Annotated in this window: 19 protein-coding genes and 1 tRNA gene; 18 read left to right on the forward strand and 2 right to left on the reverse strand. The window is 29.1% G+C overall.

The window, feature by feature from the left end; all coding sequences use genetic code 11:
- Positions 1 to 11: 11 nt before the first annotated feature.
- The gene (locus MHL31_RS12935; protein ID WP_240226367.1) at positions 12 to 1,352 is read right to left on the reverse strand and encodes a TolC family protein; all 1,341 of its coding nucleotides are present in this window, start codon (positions 1,350 to 1,352) and stop codon (positions 12 to 14) included.
- Positions 1,352 to 1,960 carry a TetR/AcrR family transcriptional regulator gene (locus tag MHL31_RS12940; protein WP_240226368.1) on the reverse strand — a complete coding sequence of 203 codons (609 nt, stop codon included), beginning with the start codon at positions 1,958 to 1,960 and terminating at the stop codon, positions 1,352 to 1,354. The genes MHL31_RS12935 and MHL31_RS12940 overlap by 1 nt, the downstream gene beginning before the upstream one ends.
- Positions 1,961 to 2,119: 159 nt before the next feature.
- Here MHL31_RS12940 and MHL31_RS12945 point away from each other — a divergent pair, with 159 nt between their 5' ends.
- The 18 genes from MHL31_RS12945 (at position 2,120) to MHL31_RS13030 (ending at position 20,213) form a co-directional block, all read left to right on the forward strand.
- Positions 2,120 to 3,091 (forward strand): polyprenyl synthetase family protein, encoded by a 972-nt coding sequence (locus MHL31_RS12945; protein WP_240226369.1) that lies wholly within the window; start codon positions 2,120 to 2,122, stop codon positions 3,089 to 3,091.
- Positions 3,091 to 3,441: a hypothetical protein gene (locus MHL31_RS12950; protein ID WP_240226370.1), complete on the forward strand. Its 351-nt coding sequence runs from the start codon at positions 3,091 to 3,093 to the stop codon at positions 3,439 to 3,441. Before MHL31_RS12945 ends, MHL31_RS12950 begins: the two co-directional genes overlap by 1 nt.
- Before the next feature lie 150 nt (positions 3,442 to 3,591).
- A tRNA-Ile gene (locus MHL31_RS12955) sits at positions 3,592 to 3,665 on the forward strand.
- Between the two features lie 165 nt (positions 3,666 to 3,830).
- Positions 3,831 to 4,790, forward strand: coding sequence for a hypothetical protein (locus MHL31_RS12960; RefSeq protein ID WP_240226371.1), 960 nt, complete (start codon positions 3,831 to 3,833; stop codon positions 4,788 to 4,790).
- Positions 4,791 to 4,876: 86 nt separating this feature from the next.
- Positions 4,877 to 5,164, forward strand: a complete 288-nt coding sequence (locus MHL31_RS12965; protein ID WP_240226372.1) for an AlpA family transcriptional regulator — start codon at positions 4,877 to 4,879, stop codon at positions 5,162 to 5,164.
- Positions 5,165 to 5,309: 145 nt separating this feature from the next.
- Positions 5,310 to 6,446 carry a virulence-associated E family protein gene (locus MHL31_RS12970; protein WP_240226373.1) on the forward strand — a complete coding sequence of 379 codons (1,137 nt, stop codon included), beginning with the start codon at positions 5,310 to 5,312 and terminating at the stop codon, positions 6,444 to 6,446.
- A 604-nt stretch (positions 6,447 to 7,050) separates the two neighbouring features.
- Positions 7,051 to 7,398 (forward strand): plasmid mobilization relaxosome protein MobC, encoded by a 348-nt coding sequence (mobC, locus tag MHL31_RS12975; RefSeq protein WP_240226374.1) that lies wholly within the window; start codon positions 7,051 to 7,053, stop codon positions 7,396 to 7,398.
- A gap of 5 nt (positions 7,399 to 7,403) precedes the next feature.
- Entirely contained in the window at positions 7,404 to 8,000 is a 597-nt protein-coding gene (locus MHL31_RS12980) for a hypothetical protein (RefSeq protein ID WP_240226375.1), read from the forward strand.
- The gene (locus tag MHL31_RS12985; RefSeq protein WP_240226376.1) at positions 7,997 to 8,947 is read left to right on the forward strand and encodes a relaxase/mobilization nuclease domain-containing protein; all 951 of its coding nucleotides are present in this window, start codon (positions 7,997 to 7,999) and stop codon (positions 8,945 to 8,947) included. The genes MHL31_RS12980 and MHL31_RS12985 overlap by 4 nt, the downstream gene beginning before the upstream one ends.
- Before the next feature lie 336 nt (positions 8,948 to 9,283).
- Positions 9,284 to 9,994, forward strand: coding sequence for a hypothetical protein (locus MHL31_RS12990; RefSeq protein WP_240226377.1), 711 nt, complete (start codon positions 9,284 to 9,286; stop codon positions 9,992 to 9,994).
- Positions 9,995 to 10,008: 14 nt separating this feature from the next.
- Positions 10,009 to 10,764 carry a hypothetical protein gene (locus MHL31_RS12995; RefSeq protein ID WP_240226378.1) on the forward strand — a complete coding sequence of 252 codons (756 nt, stop codon included), beginning with the start codon at positions 10,009 to 10,011 and terminating at the stop codon, positions 10,762 to 10,764.
- Positions 10,765 to 10,774: 10 nt separating this feature from the next.
- A complete protein-coding gene (locus MHL31_RS13000; RefSeq protein WP_240226379.1) occupies positions 10,775 to 11,158 on the forward strand; it encodes a VOC family protein in 384 nt (127 codons plus the stop codon).
- A 95-nt stretch (positions 11,159 to 11,253) separates the two neighbouring features.
- A complete protein-coding gene (locus tag MHL31_RS13005) occupies positions 11,254 to 12,816 on the forward strand; it encodes a class I SAM-dependent DNA methyltransferase (RefSeq protein WP_240226380.1) in 1,563 nt (520 codons plus the stop codon).
- Positions 12,816 to 14,006, forward strand: a complete 1,191-nt coding sequence (locus MHL31_RS13010) for a restriction endonuclease subunit S (protein ID WP_240226381.1) — start codon at positions 12,816 to 12,818, stop codon at positions 14,004 to 14,006. The genes MHL31_RS13005 and MHL31_RS13010 overlap by 1 nt, the downstream gene beginning before the upstream one ends.
- A 14-nt stretch (positions 14,007 to 14,020) precedes the next feature.
- Entirely contained in the window at positions 14,021 to 15,652 is a 1,632-nt protein-coding gene (locus MHL31_RS13015) for an ATP-binding protein (RefSeq protein ID WP_240226382.1), read from the forward strand.
- 107 nt (positions 15,653 to 15,759) lie between these two features.
- A complete protein-coding gene (locus MHL31_RS13020; protein ID WP_240226383.1) occupies positions 15,760 to 16,356 on the forward strand; it encodes a hypothetical protein in 597 nt (198 codons plus the stop codon).
- Positions 16,349 to 19,528 (forward strand): type I restriction endonuclease subunit R, encoded by a 3,180-nt coding sequence (locus MHL31_RS13025; RefSeq protein WP_240226384.1) that lies wholly within the window; start codon positions 16,349 to 16,351, stop codon positions 19,526 to 19,528. Before MHL31_RS13020 ends, MHL31_RS13025 begins: the two co-directional genes overlap by 8 nt.
- Entirely contained in the window at positions 19,521 to 20,213 is a 693-nt protein-coding gene (locus MHL31_RS13030) for a M48 family metallopeptidase (RefSeq protein ID WP_240226385.1), read from the forward strand. The genes MHL31_RS13025 and MHL31_RS13030 overlap by 8 nt, the downstream gene beginning before the upstream one ends.
- Positions 20,214 to 20,322: the final 109 nt, after the last annotated feature.

The following is a 20,322-nucleotide window of genomic DNA, read 5'->3' on the forward strand; positions in this document are numbered from 1 at the left end:
TTTGATTTACTTTAGTTAATTGAGATGTTTAATGCGTTGTCTAATGCGGCTTTAGTTGCAATAACATTTAGCATTGCTTGTAAATAATTTTGTTGCATGGTATATAATTGTCTTTGGGCTTCAGTTAATTCAAAACTTGTTGAAATACCTTCAAAAAATTTAATTTGTTGTTTATTTTCTATACGTTCTGCCAATGCTAAATTTTGTTTAGAAGTTTCTAGTTCTTCTAAACTATAATTGTACTCTGTTTTTGCAGATTCTAATTGAAGTAATAATTTTTGTTCTGTTTCTGTTAAGTTTGTACGGGCTTTTTCTAATTCAATTTTTGCTTGTTGTGTTCTAGAACTTCTAGCTAAACTACTAAAAATAGGAATTTTTAAACTTACACCTAGCAATGAAGAATCGAACCATTGTTGCTCTTTTTCTAAGAAATCGAAACTTTCACCATAACCAGCATATCCAAAGTTAATAAAACTACTTAATGTTGGTAGTGCTTTGCTTTGTTCTAGTTTTACTAATAATTCGTTTGATTTTTCGGTGTTTTTAGCAATTTTAAAATCAATATGATTTTCTATGGTTAATTCGGTTGAAAGTAAGCCTAAATTTGTATTTTTTTTAGAAAGACTACTTAAAGAATCTGTTAATACAACTGTTTTATTGATATCTAGTCCTAAAGTAATATTCAACATTTTATAAGCAATGTCTTTTAATTTTTTAGTTTTAGAAAGTTGACTTTTAATGGTAGCAAGAGTTATTTGTAGCTGTTCTACATTTTCTTCTTCAGTAAAACCATTTGCATATATTTGTGTTGTTTCTTCTAAGTTTTTTTCTAGCGTAATTATGTTTTTTTCTATAATTTTTATGCTTTCTTCACTTAAAAGTACATTTCCATAGGCGTTAATAACAGCTTCTCTAATACCTAAATCTGTTTTTTCTTTAGCATTTTCAGAAATTTGTAGGTATACTTTTGCAGACTGTAGTCCAACTAAATAAGAACCATCAAAAATTAATTGGTTTAAGGTTGCAGAAGCATTCATATTATGTTTTGTTCCAAATGCAATTTCAGCAAATTCACCTTCATTACCACCAAAAAATTCAGCTGGAATTAACGAAACTTGTTGTTTAATCCAATTTTGATAGTCTAGAGTAGCACTTATTTGTGGTAATCCAATGGTTGTTGTTTCCCATTTTTTCTTTTTTGCAGCTTCAATATCTCTAGAAGCATTTATTGCTGAATAACTATTTTCCATTGCATAACTTATTGCTTCATCTAAAGAAAGTGTAATGTTTTCTTGGGCAGTTAAATTAATACTTAACAGTAATGCAAAAATTAGTAATATACTTTTCTTCATTATGTAATTGAGTTTTTATCTAATTGTTCTTCTAAAATTTTTAATCCTTTTAATGTTGCAATTGCTCTAATATGATATTCAAGTGCTTTTAATTCTAACTTACTGATTGTGTTTTTGTTATAAGTATGAAGATTAGTGTCGTGCACACTCATCATTAGTGAGAAATAAAATTTTGTTGTTAATTCTTTATCAATATTTTTTCTATAAATTTCTTCTTCAATCCCTTTTTCAATATTTTTTAGAATACAATCTTTAAACATTGAAAATTCATTTTTAATAATTTTTAAATGTATTTTAGGGTAATATTTTTGAAGCTGATACATTGGCGAATTATCTGCATGCTCAAATACTTTTGAAAAAATTTTTTTGATTTCAAAGTTTTCTTGAATAGCATTATATTCTTTATCACAAACACACATTACCGTATTGTGTACCATTTCATGAAAATAACTAATAGTGTTTTCTACAAGTTCTACTTTATTTTTAAAATGCTTGTATATTGTCTTTTTTGAAATAGCTAAATCATTGGCAATATCATCCATAGTAACACTTTTAAAGCCATACTTTAAAAATGATTCTCCTGCTTTTTTTATAATTTCTTCTTTCATTAGGAACGATTCCTTTTTTAAATTGCGTGCAAATATAGAAAAGGAAACTTTAGAAACAAAAAAAGTTTTCTAAGTATTAACAATTTTATAACATTCAAAAAAATATATGGATTATTAAATGTTAATTCAAAGCTGTATTTTTACAAAAAAATAGATTAAATGGATGTAGTTGCTACTTATAAAGAAGATTTTATTAGTTATTTAAATAAAAAAATTAAGGTAAAAGAGCCTGTAAATTTATACGAACCAATACATTATATTTTGCAGATAGGAGGTAAGCGTTTACGTCCAATTTTAACAATTATGATCTGCGATTTATTTGAAGGTAATACTAAACAAGCCTACGATGCGGCTTTAGCAATTGAGGTTTTTCATAATTTTACGTTAATACATGACGATATTATGGACAGTGCTCCAATTAGAAGAGGTAAAGAAACTGTTCATACAAAATGGGATGTAAATACTGGGATTTTATCTGGAGATGCTATGATGATTTTAGCATCGCAATGTTTTAATAAGTATGAACCTGAAATTTTTAAAAAATTACTGCTTTTATTCAATAAAACTGCTTTAGAAGTTTGTGAAGGACAACAACTAGATATTGATTTTGAAACCAGAAATGATGTAAGTATTACTGAATATATTAAAATGATTACTTATAAAACATCTGTTTTAGTTGCTGCTGCAATGAAAATGGGTGCTATTATTGCTGATGTTTCTGATAGTGAAGCTGAAAAAATATATAATTTTGGTTTAAATCTAGGTATAGCATTTCAATTACAAGACGACTTTTTAGATACCTTTGGTGATGCAGCAACTTTTGGAAAACAAATTGGAGGTGATATTCTAGAGAATAAAAAAACATTTTTATATCTAAAAGCTTTAGAAGTTTGTAAAAAAGAAGATTTAGAGAAATTATTACACCTATATAATATAGAGAGTAAGTCCGAAACTAAAATAAAAGAAGTAACAGCTCTTTTTAATAAGTATAATATTGTTGATATTACTAAAAGTGAAATAGAAAATTATACTGAAGATGCATTTGTAACTTTAGAAACGTTAGCTATTTCTGATGCTAACAAACAACTATTAAAAAACTTTGGATTAAGTTTAATGAAGCGAAGTATTTAATGTTAAAATTAAAAAACTTAATAGTATTACAAGAAGCTGTTGAAACTGAAAATTTAGAGCTAAAGTTAATAGAACAGCTTAATAAAGATTTTCGTTTAAGTGGAATTTCAAAAATTTTTGATGTAACTAGTTCTTTTGAAAATTTAAAAGATGAATTGTCACTAACACTTTTAAATCTTATACAGTTTAAATACGATGATTATTTAAATTTAATATACCGAATTGATCTTTCAGAAAAAGAATTGGCAATTATTACTAATAGAAATTTAACAGATGTAGTAAATCAGCTTGTATTTCTTATCTTGAAAAGAGAGTTTCAAAAAATTTGGTTTAAGCAATACTATAAATAGCTATTTTTTTACAATGCATATAATTTAACTGAATATTTGGTAATCAAAACATTAATAGAGCAGTTAAAAGTTAAATAATTATTATTTATTAAAAAATGCAAAAAAGTGTTGTACATAAAATAAAAAGTAGTAATTTTGCACCCAGTTTTAGGTCCCATAGCTCAGCTGGTTAGAGCATCTGACTCATAATCAGGGGGTCCTTGGTTCGAGCCCAAGTGGGACCACTAATAATAGCAAGCCTTACAGAGATGTAGGGCTTTTTTTGTTTTCATCAGTACAACATATGTACAACAGGTTGCTGACTCTACAAAGATAGTAAACTTTTCATTCTGTTTCAATTAGCTGTATTTTTTTAGTATTTTTACTATTCAATTAAAAACTCCACTGTTATGACGAATACAATTGAAAAAATATTTTCCATTCTTCATGGGCAAAATCAAAAAGTAATAGATATAGTTAATTCAAAAAAAATACGATATGCATTAGCTCCCTTACTTCCAGTCCTCTCAATGATTTTGAGTATTCAAAATATAAGCAATAATCATTTTGTTTTTTTTAATATACTAATTTTAATAGAAAGTATACGTTTTACCTTTTTAATTACTACAACTTCATTTTATTTCCTATCTGATATAAGTATATTTGAGAAACTTAGACTTGCCAACTCGTCAAAAGAAAGTAAAGTTAATTTTTTCCAAAATGAAGAGTCTTTAACACTTCCTTCACTTAAATTTTTTCGTTCAAAGAATCGCATAAAAAGAAATAGAGAGAAAAGAATAAATAACATTGAAGTTATTTCTTTGCCTCAAAGTGCATATCCAAGTAGATTGATGCTCTTTCTAAATGAAAATAACAAAGAATCAAAATCTATAAAGGATTTTAAAAATGTTATTATTGAAGAAAAAATACTGACAGAGAAAAAAGTGCCTGAGATTGTATTTACTGATAAACAATTAAAATTAATAGAACAAGCATTTTTTGGTTTGAAACGGTCTATCATTTCAAAAAAGCCTATCATTAGTGATGATAATACATTAGAAGATTTTATAACTGCAATGAAGTTTTCGGAATTAAAAGAATCTCAACAAATTATGTTAGAATTAAAATCGAAACATTGTGTAGTTTTTTTACGTAACTTTTTTATTCCTTTTGTGAAGATGTTGACAAAAAATGAACTTAATTTAAAGCAAGCTTCAAAACGAATTAAATTTAAAATAGGTAATCGTTATAAGCCAGTTAAATTAGGTTCAATATATAGAAAAGATAGACAGCTGTCAACTGAGGATCAAAGGTCAACTTATAAAAGGATTATAGATGAAACTGAAAAAAGTCTGGTGACAAATATTTAAAAAAATAAAAGTCGGATAACCGACAAATGGCCTTTTCATCCCCTTTCATTCCTCTAATTTTGGTTCATAATTCAAAAATATAAATTATGACAACTTTGAAAATTATGCAAGAGCTAAATGAAATTAAAGTGATGATTAAAAAAGGCAATCACTTCCAAAAAGAAATATTTAACATTCAAGATTTGAAGGGTTACACCGGATTCTCAGAAAGTACAATTCACAAGCTTAGTGCGAAAAAGCTGATACCGCACAATAAGCCTACGAACGGAGCGCTATTTTTCGAGAGATTAGAAATTGTTGAATGGATTAGAAAACATAAAGTCTATTCAGATGAAGAAGTTTTGTCGAAATTTTCAAAACAACTGAAAAAATAAAGCGTTCAAAACTCCACTTTTGAACGCTTAAATATTTTTTGTGTAACTCCCTAATAGAGTATGTGCAAATATATGCATTATACTCATTCAATAACTATTTATGGAAGAAATAAATGTATATGATGTATCATCACGTAAAGATTCTTTGTATGATAAAATTCACGAAGAATTAAGTAAATATTTCACGATCAAGTTTAATGAAATTGCACTTGAATATGAAATTTTTGATCTAGACTCGAAAGAGAGAATAGAATTTAATGAATCCTCTTTATTAGTTCATTTGCATAGAGAGAAAATAAACGTTAGTCCGCAAGTATTTAAAACATATTTAAAGGCGCATTTTATTGAGCGTATAAACCCTATAACAGAGTATTTTGAAAATTTGCAAGCTTGGAATGGTGAAAATCACATTAAAAAGTATGCAAGTTATGTAAATACAGATGATAATGAGTTGTTTTACAATCATCTTTTAAAATGGGCTGTGAGAGCAGTAAAAACAGTTTATAATAATGAATCAATAAATAAACATGTAATAGTTCTAGAAGGCGGTCAGAGTTTTGGTAAATCGTTTTATTTGAATTTTTTATGTCCCAAAGAACTTTTAAAATATTTATATACAAACATGGGTGTAGGAAAAGACGAACGAATTAAACTAGCCAAGGCTTTTATTGTAAATGTAGAGGAGTTAGATGTAATGGGTAAATATGATATTAATGCTATTAAAGCACTGATAAGTCAGGTTTCGGTAAATGAACGATTACCGTATGGCGATAAATCTACATTGCTTTATAGAATTTGTTCATTTTTAGCTTCCACAAATCGTGCAGAATTTTTATGTGATGATACTGGGTCTGTAAGGTGGATAATATTTAGTGTACTTGAAAAGCTTGATTATTCTTATAGTAAAGAATTTGATATAAATGATTTTTGGTCACAAGCGTATCATATTTTCAAATACGAAAAAGACTTTAAAGCAGACTTAACTTTAGAAGAAATACGAATTAATGAATTGAGAAACGAACGTTTTACAATACAAACAGCAGAAAATGAATTTGTTTTAAAATATTATTCAATTAGTGATAACCTTGAAGATTTTAGAACTGCAACTGAAATTGTAATAGAATTACAAGCTGTTGGACAGAGATTGAATGCTCAAAAAGTAGGTTCGGCATTAAAGAAATATGGTTTCAGTAGAATCAAGCATTCAAAGCGCCAAGTTTATGGTTATTTAGCAAAAACTAAATTTAATAATCATCCCTGGGACTATACTGATACAGAATAAACTAAAATATGTTTACCTAGTTACCTAAGATATTTTAATTTATTGATAATTAGTATTTTGATTAGGTAGGTAACTTCATTGAATTAATGTTTTACTTACCTGAAAAGGTAGTTTAGGTAGCTAAAGAAATATTGCTACCTTGTTTTTAATAAACTAGTAAACAATATTTTAAGTGCTATAGGTAACTAGGTAAGTTTAAAATCAAATTAGAGCGTAGGATATAAATAAATTTAGAAATATTCCAATGTTTTAAATTTTGACTAAATTGATTAGTAAATATAAAAATAAAGAGAAAAAGCCTGTAATACTTTTGACAACAAACTTAAAAGTTTAGATAAAATTTCTAAGAAAATTACAAAATATTTTAAACTCTTTAAATAAGAAACAAAACTTGTTAAAATGGGAAAATCTATAAATTATATTTTTTCCCTTTACCTAAAAAAAACAAGATAAAATTTACAAATCAAAAATATAATAATACTAATTAAGAGCATTCGAAATATTGCTCTTGCCAGTTGTGGAAAGTGTGCACACTTCGTGTACAAACATTCCGCCTGGCTATTCTCAACTAACGTTGCTCATAGGGTAACAAAATTATAAAATTATGAAACATAATATTAGTAAAATAAATAAAAGAGTAGTCTCCTATTTAAGTTTTGAAGACAAGGAATTATTAATTAACCAATGTAATTTACTGGAAATTAAAACCTCTTTTTTTATACGCAACAGCATTTTAGAAAAATTAGGAAAGCCAATATTTACTCCAAAAATTCAAAATATTGAGACAAAAAATTACATTTCACAACTTCTTAGAACAGGAAACAACTTGAATCAAATAGCTCGTAATTTAAACTCTGGAAAAGCTAAGTTTATGATTGCCGATCAACAAACGGTTTTGAACGAAATTAAAAATATTAACAATCACATTCTCGAAATTAAATCAAAACTTTAATAGCTATGGAGAATAACAACAATGAAGCAATTTTCAACTTGATGCAAAATGTTGTAGACAAATTGGATGAAATTTCAGAAAAAAATGAGGGAGATAAAAACCCTATACCCGATTTAACCTCGTTGGAAAAACTTTCCAAAGAGGTTGAGAAAATAAGACTGCAACAAGATTCTATTTTAAAAGAAATTAATAAGTCTAAACAGGAAATTTCAAAATCAACTATTTTAGATAAACGTCCAATTGAAACAAACAACTATAAATACATTATGTTTGGAAAGGACTCCCCATTAAATACAAGGTTTTTATTTTATATTATTTTTTTTATTGCTATTTCGTGGTCAGGAATTAAATACCTGCCTCCTTACTTCTCAGCACATAGTGAGCTTAAACAAGACAAAGATAATTATGAGTTATTCTTCAATTACTTATACTTAAAAGAAGTAGCGTCAGAAAATAATGGTACTCAAAAAATGAAGATTATACTGGATAAAATTAAAAAAGGAGATGATAAATTACTTAAAGAGTATAATTCCTTATTTACAAGATATCAAAAGCAACTACGAAAGCAAGAATTAGAGAATGAATTAAAAAAATTACAATGATAACAAAAATAGAATCCATAAACCACACATACAATGCTCTTGCTTATTGTGAAAAAGGAGGAGAAATTCTTTACACCAATAAATGTTTGGGTACTAGCAAAGATATTTTCCTTCAAATGAAAGAGAACAACGCATTTAACGATAGATGCTCAAAACCAACATTCCATATTAAAATTAGAATTGCACCAGAAGACAAAGGAAAGTTAAATTCTCAAGACTGGATTGACATCTCCAAAAGTTATGCTGCCAAAATCGGATTCCAATACAATCCTTATGCTATATACATTCACAAAGAGGGTACTGCAATGGAGCATATACATTGTGTGGCTGCTAAAATTACAGAAAAAAATTTAGCTGTTACTGATGATTACACACACTATAAAAGTATGGACTTTAGTAGAGAAATTGAAGAAAAATATAATCTTCGAAAAGTTAAACGGGTTCTCGAAACAGTAAAAAATAATGAGGTTTTTGAATCATCTGATAAACGAATTCCTCCTTTAAAAGAAAAGATCTTCCAAGCCATTACAATGTCAGATACTTTGGAAGATTTAGAATTTCATTTAAAACAAAGAGGAATTAAAGTAAAAATTGGTCGAGGAATTAGCTTTACTGATGAGCTCAATATCTCGTTTCGTGGCTCCAAAATAGATAGAAGACTATCCCTCAGAGGTATAAGAAAATTATTAAGCTATGAAAATCAAGAGAAGCAAGAATTTATAACTGACTTTAAAGATTCTAATTCGGGTAATGGAAATGAAAAAGCATTAAGTTCTAAAGCTGAGAAGAAGCAACAAGACTCGGCTAATCCAATTGAATACTTTGATTCAGATATTGTATTTGATTCTATAAATAACTTTATAGATGAGAACAATTCTAATCTGAATGATTCAGAAGACTTTGAAAAACGTAAGAAGAAAAAGAAAAAAAATAGACGAAAGATTTAATTTTTCTCCCTTTACCTAAAAGTAAATTAGGTAAAGGGAAAAAAGATTAGCAAACATAAAAATTATAGTTAAAAATGAGTACTTAATTACTTCACCAATTTACATTCAAATTTTACAGATTTTTATTTATATTTTAAATAATATCATTGATTTTGTACAAACAAATCATTTTTATGATTCAATCTTAATTCTAATAATTCAAAAACCCTTCTTTCAGCTTCGGTATACTATTTTTAAAGTTTATGTTTGAAAATATTTTCAAGAATTGAGAAGAACTCTTAATTCAAGAGAATTATAAATTAAGTACAAATAACAATATTTATAGATCACATTAAGATGTCTGAAAATCTAGTTTTAAGAAAAAGAGAATTAACAGAAATAAAGAAAAAATTTAACTGGAAAGAAAACAATCTTAATGGAAAAATTAAATCCGTTACAACGATAAAACATAATTTAACCCGACAAAAAGACAATAATATTTATGCTCTTTTTGAAAAAGAATATGATGCTTTTGATATACGAGGTAATATTATAGAGTCTTCAGCATTTGATAGCTGCGGTCAAAGAATAGTTCTATTAATACCGTCGTTTAACTCAAAAGACTATTTAACCAACTATAAGTATTTTGATGATAATGGCGAATTAATATCTGAATGTTTTTTTAAATATCAAGAAAATGGAAATGTATTGGAACATTGGGATAACGGCACAACTTCCATAGAATATCATTTGCAAAAGAATGAAATAGAACATTTAAATTTTGATATTGACAACAATTTAATTTGGAAAGAAATTTACAAATATGATACTAAAGGAAATCTTATTGAGTTTTGTAACGATTTAGGAAAAACCATTTATATTGTAAATACTTTAGGAGATACCCTAGAGGAAATTAAATATGATTCTGAAAATAACATCTCAGAAAAAAAGAAATTTAAGTATAAAATAGATAAACATAAAAATTGGGTGAAAAAAAAGGAATTTATAATTAAAAATAATATTGAAATACCTAAAGCTATCTTTGAACGTGAAATTACGTATTATTAAAAAAACAATAAAAAATGGAAAATAAACAACAACTATTTAACGAACTATTAAATAGTTTGAATGAGAAGTCTGAAATTGAAGAGTACAAATATATAGGGACAGGAGATCCATTATCTGATATATTAATTATTGGAAAAGAAACAGCCTTTGAAATTGATACTGATCAATATAGAATTGAAACGCTTGGGAATTTTAATTTTTGGAATAAGCAACAAATAGCAAATAAAGAAAACCCTACTGAGAATGGGTACAACCCTAGATTTCCTTATAAAGGTCAAATACTAAAAAGGGACAATAGGAAGGGTAACAACGGTACAAGCGTGACTTGGATGAATTATCAAAAATTGATTAATTATATTTACAATACACCTTTAAATAAAGATATTAACTTTCATGATGATTCTTTTATCACAGAGGTAAATTCAACACCAAGTAAAAAGACGGCTAATGCTAATAGTTTTTCTATAGGATTCAGAAAAGAAAACATTTTAAATTCAAAATTTTTTCAAAGTTTTAAAATAGTTATAATTTCAGGAGTAGGTTACTTTAATATTACAAAAGATAAAAATGAAATTGAAGATATTTTCCAAGTGAAATATATTGAGAAAAAAAATGTGGATGGTAAAACTTCACAACCATTTTGGATTCATAAAAATGAAGATAACACTAAATTAGTAATTAACACATATCAACTTAGTATTGGAATATCTGACAATCTATTAAAAGAGATTGCTCGCGAGATTCAAGAAAGTAATATTCTTAATATTTGAAAAGTAACAGATGAGAAATAATAAAAAAATAAACACCCCTAAGATTGATTATGTAGGTAAAATTGTAATTGAAGCAAAAAATCCAAAGGTTTTAGCAGAGTGGTATACAAATAAATTTGGATTAATAATTGAGTTAGAATATTATGGAGAATTCCACGGAGGTTTTACTAGTAACAATAGAAATCTTTACATTGAAATTGTCCCTACCACTGCTGACGAAGCACAAAGTAATATATCCTTAACATTTCATGTAGATGATTTTAAAGGTTATTTACATAACCTAAAAACAAAAGGAATAATTCCAATAACTACTGACTTTACTCACGAAGGAGAATTTGCATCTTTTAAAGACCCTGAAAATAATAAAATAGCTATTATGGGAACTTTAACTTAAAGTAATAATTTCTCCCAAAATACAAGAATTTACTAAACCAAAATTCTTAAATTCACCTTTTAATTAAAAACTGCTATAATTTTGTAAAGCTATTTATGAATAACAACAAATTAACATTAGACACTCTTGAATCTTGGTTATGGGATTCAGCAGATATATTACGAGGAAGTATTGACTCTTCCGATTATAAAAATTACATTTTCGGACTCTTATTTTTAAAGCGTTCTAACGATGTTTTTGAAGAAGAAGTTGAAAATATAATGCAGCGCGAAGGCTATTCTAGAGAAGAAGCAGAAGACGATACTTATTTTCAGTTACCAGAAGAATCTAGATGGGAAACTATTAAAAAACATACCGAAAATATTGGTATTGCTTTAGATAAAGCCTTTGCGGGTATAGAACGAGAAAACACTTCTTTAGACGGAGTAATGACAGCGACGAAATTTGGTGATAAAGAAAAATTATCTGACGAGCTTTTACAACGTTTATTACGCCATTTTAACCAACATTCTTTACGAAACGACCATTTAGAGTCTAACGATTTATTAGGTGATGCCTACGAGTATTTAATTAAAATGTTTGCCGATGATGCTGGTAAAAAAGGAGGCGAATTCTATACACCAAGAGGTGTGGTGCAGTTAATAGTTCAACTAATTAAGCCAGAGCCAAAACAAAAAGTGTACGACCCAACGTGTGGTTCTGGTGGTATGTTAATTGAGTCTGCTAGATATATTGCAGAACAACCCAACGGAAAAGTGGGAAATAATGTAAATGTATCGTTATTTGGGCAAGAAAAAAACTTAGGCACATGGGCTATCGGTAAACTAAACATGTTACTCCACAATTTTATGGATGCCGATATACGCAAAGGTGATACACTGGTAACACCACAACATAAAAACGAGCATAATGAACTAACACTTTTTGATAGAGTAATTGCAAATCCACCGTTTTCTATGGATGGTTGGTGGACACCAGCAGAAAACTCTATTGAAGTTAAATTAGATAAAAACGGAAAAGAGAAAAAAGTAAAACCAAACTATAACAAAGTAGTAAGCGACCCGTTTGGACGTTTTCAATTTGGTATTCCACCACGTGGTTATGCCGATTTAGCGTTTTTACAGCACATGATAGCGGTTTTAAAACAAGACGGAAAAGCGGGCGTGGTATTACCACACGGTACATTGTTTAGAAGTGGTACCGAAGGTAAAATACGTAAAGCCTTACTAGAAGCCGATTTGGTAGAAGGTATTGTGGGCTTACCAAGTGCTTTATTTTATAATACGGGCATACCAGCAAGTATCTGGATTATCAATAAAAACAAAACCGAAGCGCAAAAAAACAAAGTGGCGATTATAGATGCCAGTAGCGATTATAAAGATGGTAAAAACCAAAACGAAATTTTACCAGAGCATATTACCAAAATTGTAAACGCTTATGATGATGCTAAAGATGTAGACAAATACATGCGTATTGTAGAGCTAGCAGAAATTGCAGATAACGATTACAATTTAAACATATCTCGTTTTATTGATACTAGCGAGCCAGAACCTATTGTAGATATTAAAGCAGTACACCAAAATTTAGCCGATTTAGAAGCTAAAGAAGCAGATATTAATAAGAAATTAGCTGGATTTCTAAAGGAGTTGGGGATATGATGGATACATATAAAAAAAGTCCATTAGGAATAATACCTATAGATTGGGAGGTGTTATTAACCAATGATGTGGGTGAAATTACGTCAAGTAAAAGAGTTTATAGGGGAGACTACACTAAAAATGGAATTCCTTTTTTTCGTGGAAAAGAAATTTCACAGTTAGCCAAAGGGGATAAGTTGAAAGATATTGTATATATAAAAACAGAAACATACAATGAATTAAAAAGTAAATTTGGAGCACCAAAATCAGGTGATATACTGGTAACTGCTGTTGGTACAATTGGTTCTGTATACTTAGTTAAAGAAGGGGATAAATTTTACTTCAAAGATGGGAATTTAATGTGGATTAGGAAGATAACCGACAGACTTAATCGGCGATTTTTAATGCATTATCTAAGGTCTAATATTTTTCAAAAACATATAGATTTAGCTTCAGGTGGCTCCAGCCAAAAAGCTTTAACAATAGTTAAATTCAAGAGATTATTTATTCCAGTTCCAAGTTGTGATGAACAACAAAAAATAGCAGAAATTCTAAGCACCGTAGATGCTAAAATAGACATTATAGACCAACAAATTACAGAAACCCAAGACCTCAAAAAAGGGTTAATGCAACGTTTGTTAACCAAAGGCATTGGACATACGGAGTTTAAGGATTCTGCTTTGGGTGAGATTCCTGTTAGTTGGGAGGTTGTGAAAATTGGAGATGTTTTAAAATTAGGAAGTGGTAAGGATTATAAGCATTTGCAAGAAGGTAGTATTCCTGTTTATGGAACAGGAGGTATTATGACTTACGTAAATGAATATTTATATGATGGAGAAAGTGTTGGAATAGGTCGAAAAGGAACAATTGATAAACCTGTCTTTTTAAATGATAAATTCTGGACAGTAGATACATTATTTTATACTCATTCTTTTAAAGGAGTGATTCCTTTTTATATTTATGTTGTTTTTCAATCTATTAATTGGAGAAAGCATAGTGAAGCTACAGGAGTTCCTAGCTTGTCAAGGTCAATTATTGAGCCTTTAAAGATATTACTACCTCCTATGATTGAACAATCAAAAATAGTTGAGATATTAACTTCTGTAGATGAAAAACTAGAAGTGTTATCAGAAAAGAAAACCACATATCAAGAATTGAAAAAAGGTTTGATGCAACAGTTGTTAACGGGTAAGGTTAGGGTGAAAGTTTAAAAAAGGAAAAGAGTATGGTAGAAAACAGCAATTTCGATAAAAAATCAATTAAAATAGTTCGAGGTAAAACTACAGATTGGAATGAACTAGCAAAAGACTGTGTTTGTTTTGCAAATGGAGTTGGAGGAGAAATACATATTGGTATAGAAGATGATGAAGAGTTGCCAGATGCTACTCAAAAAATTCCAGATACTTTAATCGAAAAGATAAATAAAACCATTGCACAAAAAACGGTTGGCGTAGGTGTATCTGCTTCCAAAGCGTTAGCAACAAACGGAGGAGAATATATTATATTAAAAATTTTCAGGAGCGCCCAATCTATTGCTTGTACTACAAGTGGTAAATATTATATGCGTATTGCAGACGATTGTAAACCCATTATGCCCGAAGAAATGACAAGGGTTGCTGCAGAAAAACAAGCCTTTGTATGGGAGGAAAAAGTTGTTAGAAAAATTCCTATTAGCAAAGCCAACTCTATAAAAACAACTGCTTTTTTAGAAGATATTCAATCATCAAACAGAGTAAGTCCTTTTGTAAAAGAAATGCCTCATGAAGAGTTGTTGGAACATTATTTTCTAGCTCAAGACAATTACTTAACCAACTTGGGAGTGTTGTGGATTGGTGAGAGAAAAGACAGAGCAAATATGCATTACGCACCATCTGTTCAGTTTATAAAATATGATGAACACGAAAATAAAATTAATAAGATAGTTTGGGATGATTTTACCTTAAACCCAAAAGAACTCTTAAATGAAATTGCTAGTTTATCTGATTGGAAAGAATCTTTAGAAATATCGGACGGAATATTTAGAAAAACAATACCAAATTACGATATTGAAGTTATTAGAGAATTAATAGCAAATGCATTGGTTCATAGAGTATATACTATGCGTGGTGATATTTTTATAAATCTTTACCACGATAGGTTAGAAATTCACTCTCCAGGGCCACTTCCGTTAGGTGTTACACCTAACAATATAATTAGTAAATCCATATATAGAAATACACATTTATCTAAAGTTTTTCACGATTTAAAATTAATGGAAAAAGAAGGAAGTGGATATGACAAAGTATATGAACTACTATTGTTTAATGGTAAACCCGAGCCAATTGTTGAAGAATATGATGATAGAGTTACTGTTACGGTGAAGAAAAACATTCTTAGCAAAGAAGTTGTTAGGTTAATGTCTAAAGTAAATGATGATTATGGCTTAAAACAAAAGGAAATTATTGCTTTAGGATTAATTGCATTAAATGGAACCATTTCAACAATTTCTTTGAGTAAAAAATTATGTATTAGAAATGATGATGGCTTAAAATATTGGATAGGAAACCTTGTTAAAAATGATGTTATTTTAAGTAAGGGAAGAACAAAAGCTACGGAGTATTTTGTAAACCCTAAACTCTTAAAACAAATCGATTTCAAGGGAAAAACAGATTTAAAGAAGATTGAAGCACATCGTTTAGAACATTTAATTATTGAAGATTTAAGAATCTATCAGCCAACTTCTATTGGCGATATCAATCAACGAATAGGTATTGAAATTAATAGAAAAAAACTAAAAAGACAACTAGATAAGATGATTGAAGATGAAGCTGTTAAAGCTGTCGGAGAAAATAGATGGAGAACATATAGTTTAGCATAAGTGTTTCTATCGGACATTCTATCGGACATTCTATCGGACAAAAACCCGTTATTTATTCGGAAATGTCCGATAGAAAAAATTAAAGCTCAAAAACCCCATAAAACAATATGAAATTAAATTTTGAATTATATAATACGTTAAAAGAAAAAGTTAAAGAAGATGTTAGTGCTAATAAAAATGACCCTTGGTACCAATATTCATATAACATATATGTAAATCAACAATTAACAAGTATTGAAGATTTTTGGAAGTTTGTTGCCTTCGCTTATTCTTGGATGCCTACAATACCAACAATCCATTTTAGTAAACTAGAAGTTTCTAATGATATTTTATTGAACGAACTCATAAAATTGAAATCTGGGAAAGCCAATATTGAATGGCTTTTTCAAATTCTTACACCTGTAATAAATAACAGTGTTGTAGGAGTTTCTAAAACATTACATTTTATAGCTCCAAATGTAATTCCTATTTACGATAGCCGAGTAATTTCAGCTTGGAATAATTCATTTGAGGGGAATGACGAATTATCATTAAATAAGCATAAAGGCAACATTGCTAAAGTTCTCTTTTATACAAAAAAAATGAATAATTGGATTTCTAAATGTAATAAAATAGATAAAACCATTACGCTTCGAGATTTGGAACTTGTACTATATTATTACGGTAAAAAAATTGATGCTAAGAAAAAATTGCAATATGAATAACTCTCCAGAATTTATACATAGTGAACTACCAGCAATAGAGCTTTTCAAAGAAATGGGCTATCAATACTTTGATGCTAGCCAACAAGATGAACGTTCAGATATTACAGAAGTTTTACTAAAAGACCGTTTATTAGCTGCTATTAAAAGAATTAACCCTTGGATAAATAACAACAACCTAAACAAGGCTTATACTGAGTTAACTTCTATTAATGGAGCTTCCTTAATGGAAATTAACCAGAAAGTTTGGGAATTGATTAGAGGGGCTACATATAGCGTGAAACAAGTTATAAACGGAGTTGAAGAATTTAAGGCAGTTCATTATATAGATTATACAACGCCAAATAACAATGATTTTTTGGTGGTAAATCAAATGAAATTCCACGGAAAATATCAAAATTCAATTCCCGATTTAGTGGTGTTTATCAATGGTTTGCCAATTGGCGTTATAGAATGTAAATCGCCCACGGCACAAAATGCTTGGGATAAAGCTTACGGAGATTTAGATTACTACCAAAAAAATTCAGAAAAGCTATTTCATTTTAATCAAATATGTGCTGGTATTTGGGATGTTGGCGGTAAATATGGAGCTATCAACTCGCAACAACAATTTTACTCAGTTTTTAAAACAAGTAAGGAAGATACAGAAATACTAAATAAAGCAAAGAAAGACCAAGACAAGCTAATCTTAGCGTTGTTCAAAAAGGAACGAGTGTTAGATATTATTCGTCATTTTGTGTTATTTGAATTAGAAGAAGGAACTACTATAAAAAAGCTGCCAAGATATCAGCAATTAAGAGCAACCAACAAAACTATAGCACGTCTTCAAAATGGTGAAGGTGGTGTAGTTTGGCACACACAAGGAAGCGGAAAATCTTTAACAATGGCTTATGTCGCTCGTAAGTTACAAGCCTCAGAATATGGTTTTGACAATCCTACGGTAATGATAATGACTGATCGTAAAGATTTAGATAGACAGATTACTACAACCCTTCAAAACGTAGGGTTTAAAAATGTAAATCAAGCATTGTCAGTTGTACATTTAGATAAATTATTACGAAATGATTATGGAGGGATAATTACCACCACACTTCAAAAATTTCAAGAAACGGATAAAGATGCCACAGCAACAACTGACCAAACAGAGTTAGAAGAACGTGGTAATTTAATGATTGAAAAACAGCTAAAAGATAAACTTCTTGTAAAAATAACCAAGGAGCTTCAAAAAGGGAAATGGGTAGAAATTGAACGTGAAGAAATTGAATTAGAAGAGCTTTCAAAAAAAGAGAACCTATATATATTAGTAGATGAAGCACACCGAAGTCATTATGGGTTTTTAGCTGCTTTTATGCGTACTGTATTACCTAATGCAAAGTTTGTTGCTTTTACAGGAACACCAATTTCAAAAGAAGACAAATCTACATTAGCAGAGTTTTATGGAGGTGATTATATAGATGTATATACCATTACAGAAGCTGTTGCAGATGGAGCTACAGTTGAATTGTTATATGATGAAGGGATTGCGAAGCTTGATGTAAAAAAAGAGGAATTAGATAAAGAGTTTGAAGAAAAATTCGGGCATTTTTCAGAAGATAAAAAAGACAAGTTAAAGCGTGAAGCCTTAAGAAAATATCAACTTTCAAAAGGTAGAGTTAACGATATTGGAAAACACATATTAGATCATTATAGAGATAAAATTTATCCAGATGGTCACAAAGCTATGTTAGTTTGTAGTGGTAGAGAAGCTGCAATTAAATATCAACAAGTATTTCATAAACTAAAAGAAGAAGGTTATCATAATTTTGAATCAAAAGTGGTAGTGAGTATTGGCTCCCCTAAGTCAGATATAATTGCTAAAGAATATTATAAAACCTTAGAGTGGAATAAAAATAACCCTAACAATAAAAAACCTGTGTATGTTGTACCTCCTGGAGATATTAAGGATGCAACCGACAACTTTAAATTACCTTTTGGTAATGAAAAAGAAACCGAAAAATCAGGTAAAAAGAAATTTGACAATACAGCATTTATAATAGTATCAGATATGTTACTTACTGGCTGGGATGCTCCAATAGCTAGTTGTTTATATTTAGATAAACCATTAAAAGAGCATAACCTATTACAAGCTATTGCTAGAGTAAACCGTTCTGGAAAAGGTAAAAATGCAGGTTATATTATAGATTATAATGGAATTACAGCTTATTTAATTCAAGCTTTAGAAATATTCTCTGGAGATATTAGACCAGACGATATTTTAAAAAATATAAATGAAGAGCTTCCTAAATTAGAAATGAATCACACCAAGTTGGTAGATTTCTTTAAACCTTTGAAAATTGACCGTATCTATAAACGTGAAGACTATATAGATGCAGCAGTTAGATACATAGAGCCAATTAATTTACGTGATAATTTTAAGGTGTTATTAAAGGATTTTAACAAGTCAATAAACATTGTTTTACCAAATACAAAAGCAATAAAATATCAAGGGGATTTTAAACTGTTTAATGAAATTAAGTTAAGAGCTAAAAATGCCTTTCCAGATGATGAAGAGTTAAAAATTAGTAAGGATGAAAGTAAGATGCTACAAGCTATGATAGACGAACATCTTAAGGCTAACGGAGTAGAAAGTCTATTAGCTGAACCTGTTTCTATTATAGATAAAGATAAGTTTAAAGAAGAAATTATGAATGCATCACCAGCTACCAAAGAGTTGAAGATGCGAAACAATTTAAAGCACACTATAAAAGTTGGTTTAGATAAGAGTCCAGATTTTTATAAACCTCTAGCACAACGATTAGATGAGCTATTAAAGCAAAAGAAAGATGAACGGATTACTCAATTGCAACTCCTAAAAGCGTATGCTGATATTCAGGATGAAATTATAGAGCAACAAAAAGAAGGAGAACAAAAAGGATTTAAAACAGAACGTGAGCGAGCAGTTTATGATTCTATGAAAATATCCTTTGGCGAAGACGCTGAAGATGCCACTAAAACTATTTTCGACCTTATAAAAGGGGAGCTAAATATCGTAGGATGGCAAGCAAAAGGTCAAGTGAAAAAAGATATTGAAAATAAGATTAGACGTTACTTAACCACTGCAAAAATAGAACGTAGCGAAGCAAAGATGAAAGCAAAGGAAATGATTGATGTTTTAATAAAGAATAACGATGCCTAGTGTACAATACGGACATAAAACCATTGAGTATTCCTTTCTTAAAAAAGAGGAACTTAAATCGCATTATATTACAGTTGCAAAAGGTGATGGAGTAATTTTAAAGGGTAAAAATATTAGTGATGAATTGGCTGAAACATTGATCCTAAAAAAAGCCAAATGGATTTTAGATAAACTGGAATTAGTGAGTTCTATTGGTGATGAAGACATAGTAACAGGCTCTCGTATTCAATACCTTGGAAGGAAGTATTATGTTCAAATTTTAAGAAATGATGATTTAAAGGATATTAATATAGATTTTACGGAATCTAAGTTTAGAATTACGTTACCCCAATCTTTAAATAACCAATCAGAACTAAAGCATTCTTTTGAAGAATACTTCAGAACAAAAGCTTTAGAAAAGATAAAACCAAGAATTAAAAAATGGGCTAAAGAAACAGGGCTAAATTATACTGAATTAAAAATTAGAAAATTAGAAAAACGTTGGGGAAGCTGTACACCAGAAAATACCATCATTATTAACATAGATGCAATTAAATTACCTTATAGTTTAATCGATTATTTACTAGTCCACGAATTAGTTCACACTAAGATAAAAAATCATTCCAAAGAGTTTTGGGCAGAACTTTCAAAACATATTCCAAACTGGAAGGAATTGGATGAAAAAATGTATGGAATGAAGTTGTGAAATAACACTTTAATCAAAAAGGTTTATAGCCTGACGCTAAGGCTCATTTTAAAACGGGAAAAAGTAATTCTAAAAAAGAAATACATTTCAGAATTACTTTTGTACCATC

Origin of the sequence: Lutibacter sp. A80, from assembly GCF_022429645.1 — a bacterium.
Lineage (GTDB): Bacteria > Bacteroidota > Bacteroidia > Flavobacteriales > Flavobacteriaceae > Lutibacter.

What these genes read in the sequence shown, in the direction of transcription:
- MHL31_RS12935 (WP_240226367.1), bottom strand. Translation starts at nt 1,352, where the DNA reads ATGAAGAAAAGTATATTACTAATTTTTGCATTACTGTTAAGTATTAAT.
- MHL31_RS12940 (WP_240226368.1), bottom strand. Translation starts at nt 1,960, where the DNA reads ATGAAAGAAGAAATTATAAAAAAAGCAGGAGAATCATTTTTAAAGTAT.
- MHL31_RS12945 (WP_240226369.1), top strand. Translation starts at nt 2,120, where the DNA reads ATGGATGTAGTTGCTACTTATAAAGAAGATTTTATTAGTTATTTAAAT.
- MHL31_RS12950 (WP_240226370.1), top strand. Translation starts at nt 3,091, where the DNA reads ATGTTAAAATTAAAAAACTTAATAGTATTACAAGAAGCTGTTGAAACT.
- MHL31_RS12960 (WP_240226371.1), top strand. Translation starts at nt 3,831, where the DNA reads ATGACGAATACAATTGAAAAAATATTTTCCATTCTTCATGGGCAAAAT.
- MHL31_RS12965 (WP_240226372.1), top strand. Translation starts at nt 4,877, where the DNA reads ATGACAACTTTGAAAATTATGCAAGAGCTAAATGAAATTAAAGTGATG.
- mobC (WP_240226374.1), top strand. Translation starts at nt 7,051, where the DNA reads ATGAAACATAATATTAGTAAAATAAATAAAAGAGTAGTCTCCTATTTA.
- MHL31_RS12980 (WP_240226375.1), top strand. Translation starts at nt 7,404, where the DNA reads ATGGAGAATAACAACAATGAAGCAATTTTCAACTTGATGCAAAATGTT.
- MHL31_RS12985 (WP_240226376.1), top strand. Translation starts at nt 7,997, where the DNA reads ATGATAACAAAAATAGAATCCATAAACCACACATACAATGCTCTTGCT.
- MHL31_RS12990 (WP_240226377.1), top strand. Translation starts at nt 9,284, where the DNA reads ATGTCTGAAAATCTAGTTTTAAGAAAAAGAGAATTAACAGAAATAAAG.
- MHL31_RS12995 (WP_240226378.1), top strand. Translation starts at nt 10,009, where the DNA reads ATGGAAAATAAACAACAACTATTTAACGAACTATTAAATAGTTTGAAT.
- MHL31_RS13000 (WP_240226379.1), top strand. Translation starts at nt 10,775, where the DNA reads ATGAGAAATAATAAAAAAATAAACACCCCTAAGATTGATTATGTAGGT.
- MHL31_RS13005 (WP_240226380.1), top strand. Translation starts at nt 11,254, where the DNA reads ATGAATAACAACAAATTAACATTAGACACTCTTGAATCTTGGTTATGG.
- MHL31_RS13010 (WP_240226381.1), top strand. Translation starts at nt 12,816, where the DNA reads ATGGATACATATAAAAAAAGTCCATTAGGAATAATACCTATAGATTGG.
- MHL31_RS13015 (WP_240226382.1), top strand. Translation starts at nt 14,021, where the DNA reads ATGGTAGAAAACAGCAATTTCGATAAAAAATCAATTAAAATAGTTCGA.
- MHL31_RS13020 (WP_240226383.1), top strand. Translation starts at nt 15,760, where the DNA reads ATGAAATTAAATTTTGAATTATATAATACGTTAAAAGAAAAAGTTAAA.
- MHL31_RS13025 (WP_240226384.1), top strand. Translation starts at nt 16,349, where the DNA reads ATGAATAACTCTCCAGAATTTATACATAGTGAACTACCAGCAATAGAG.
- MHL31_RS13030 (WP_240226385.1), top strand. Translation starts at nt 19,521, where the DNA reads ATGCCTAGTGTACAATACGGACATAAAACCATTGAGTATTCCTTTCTT.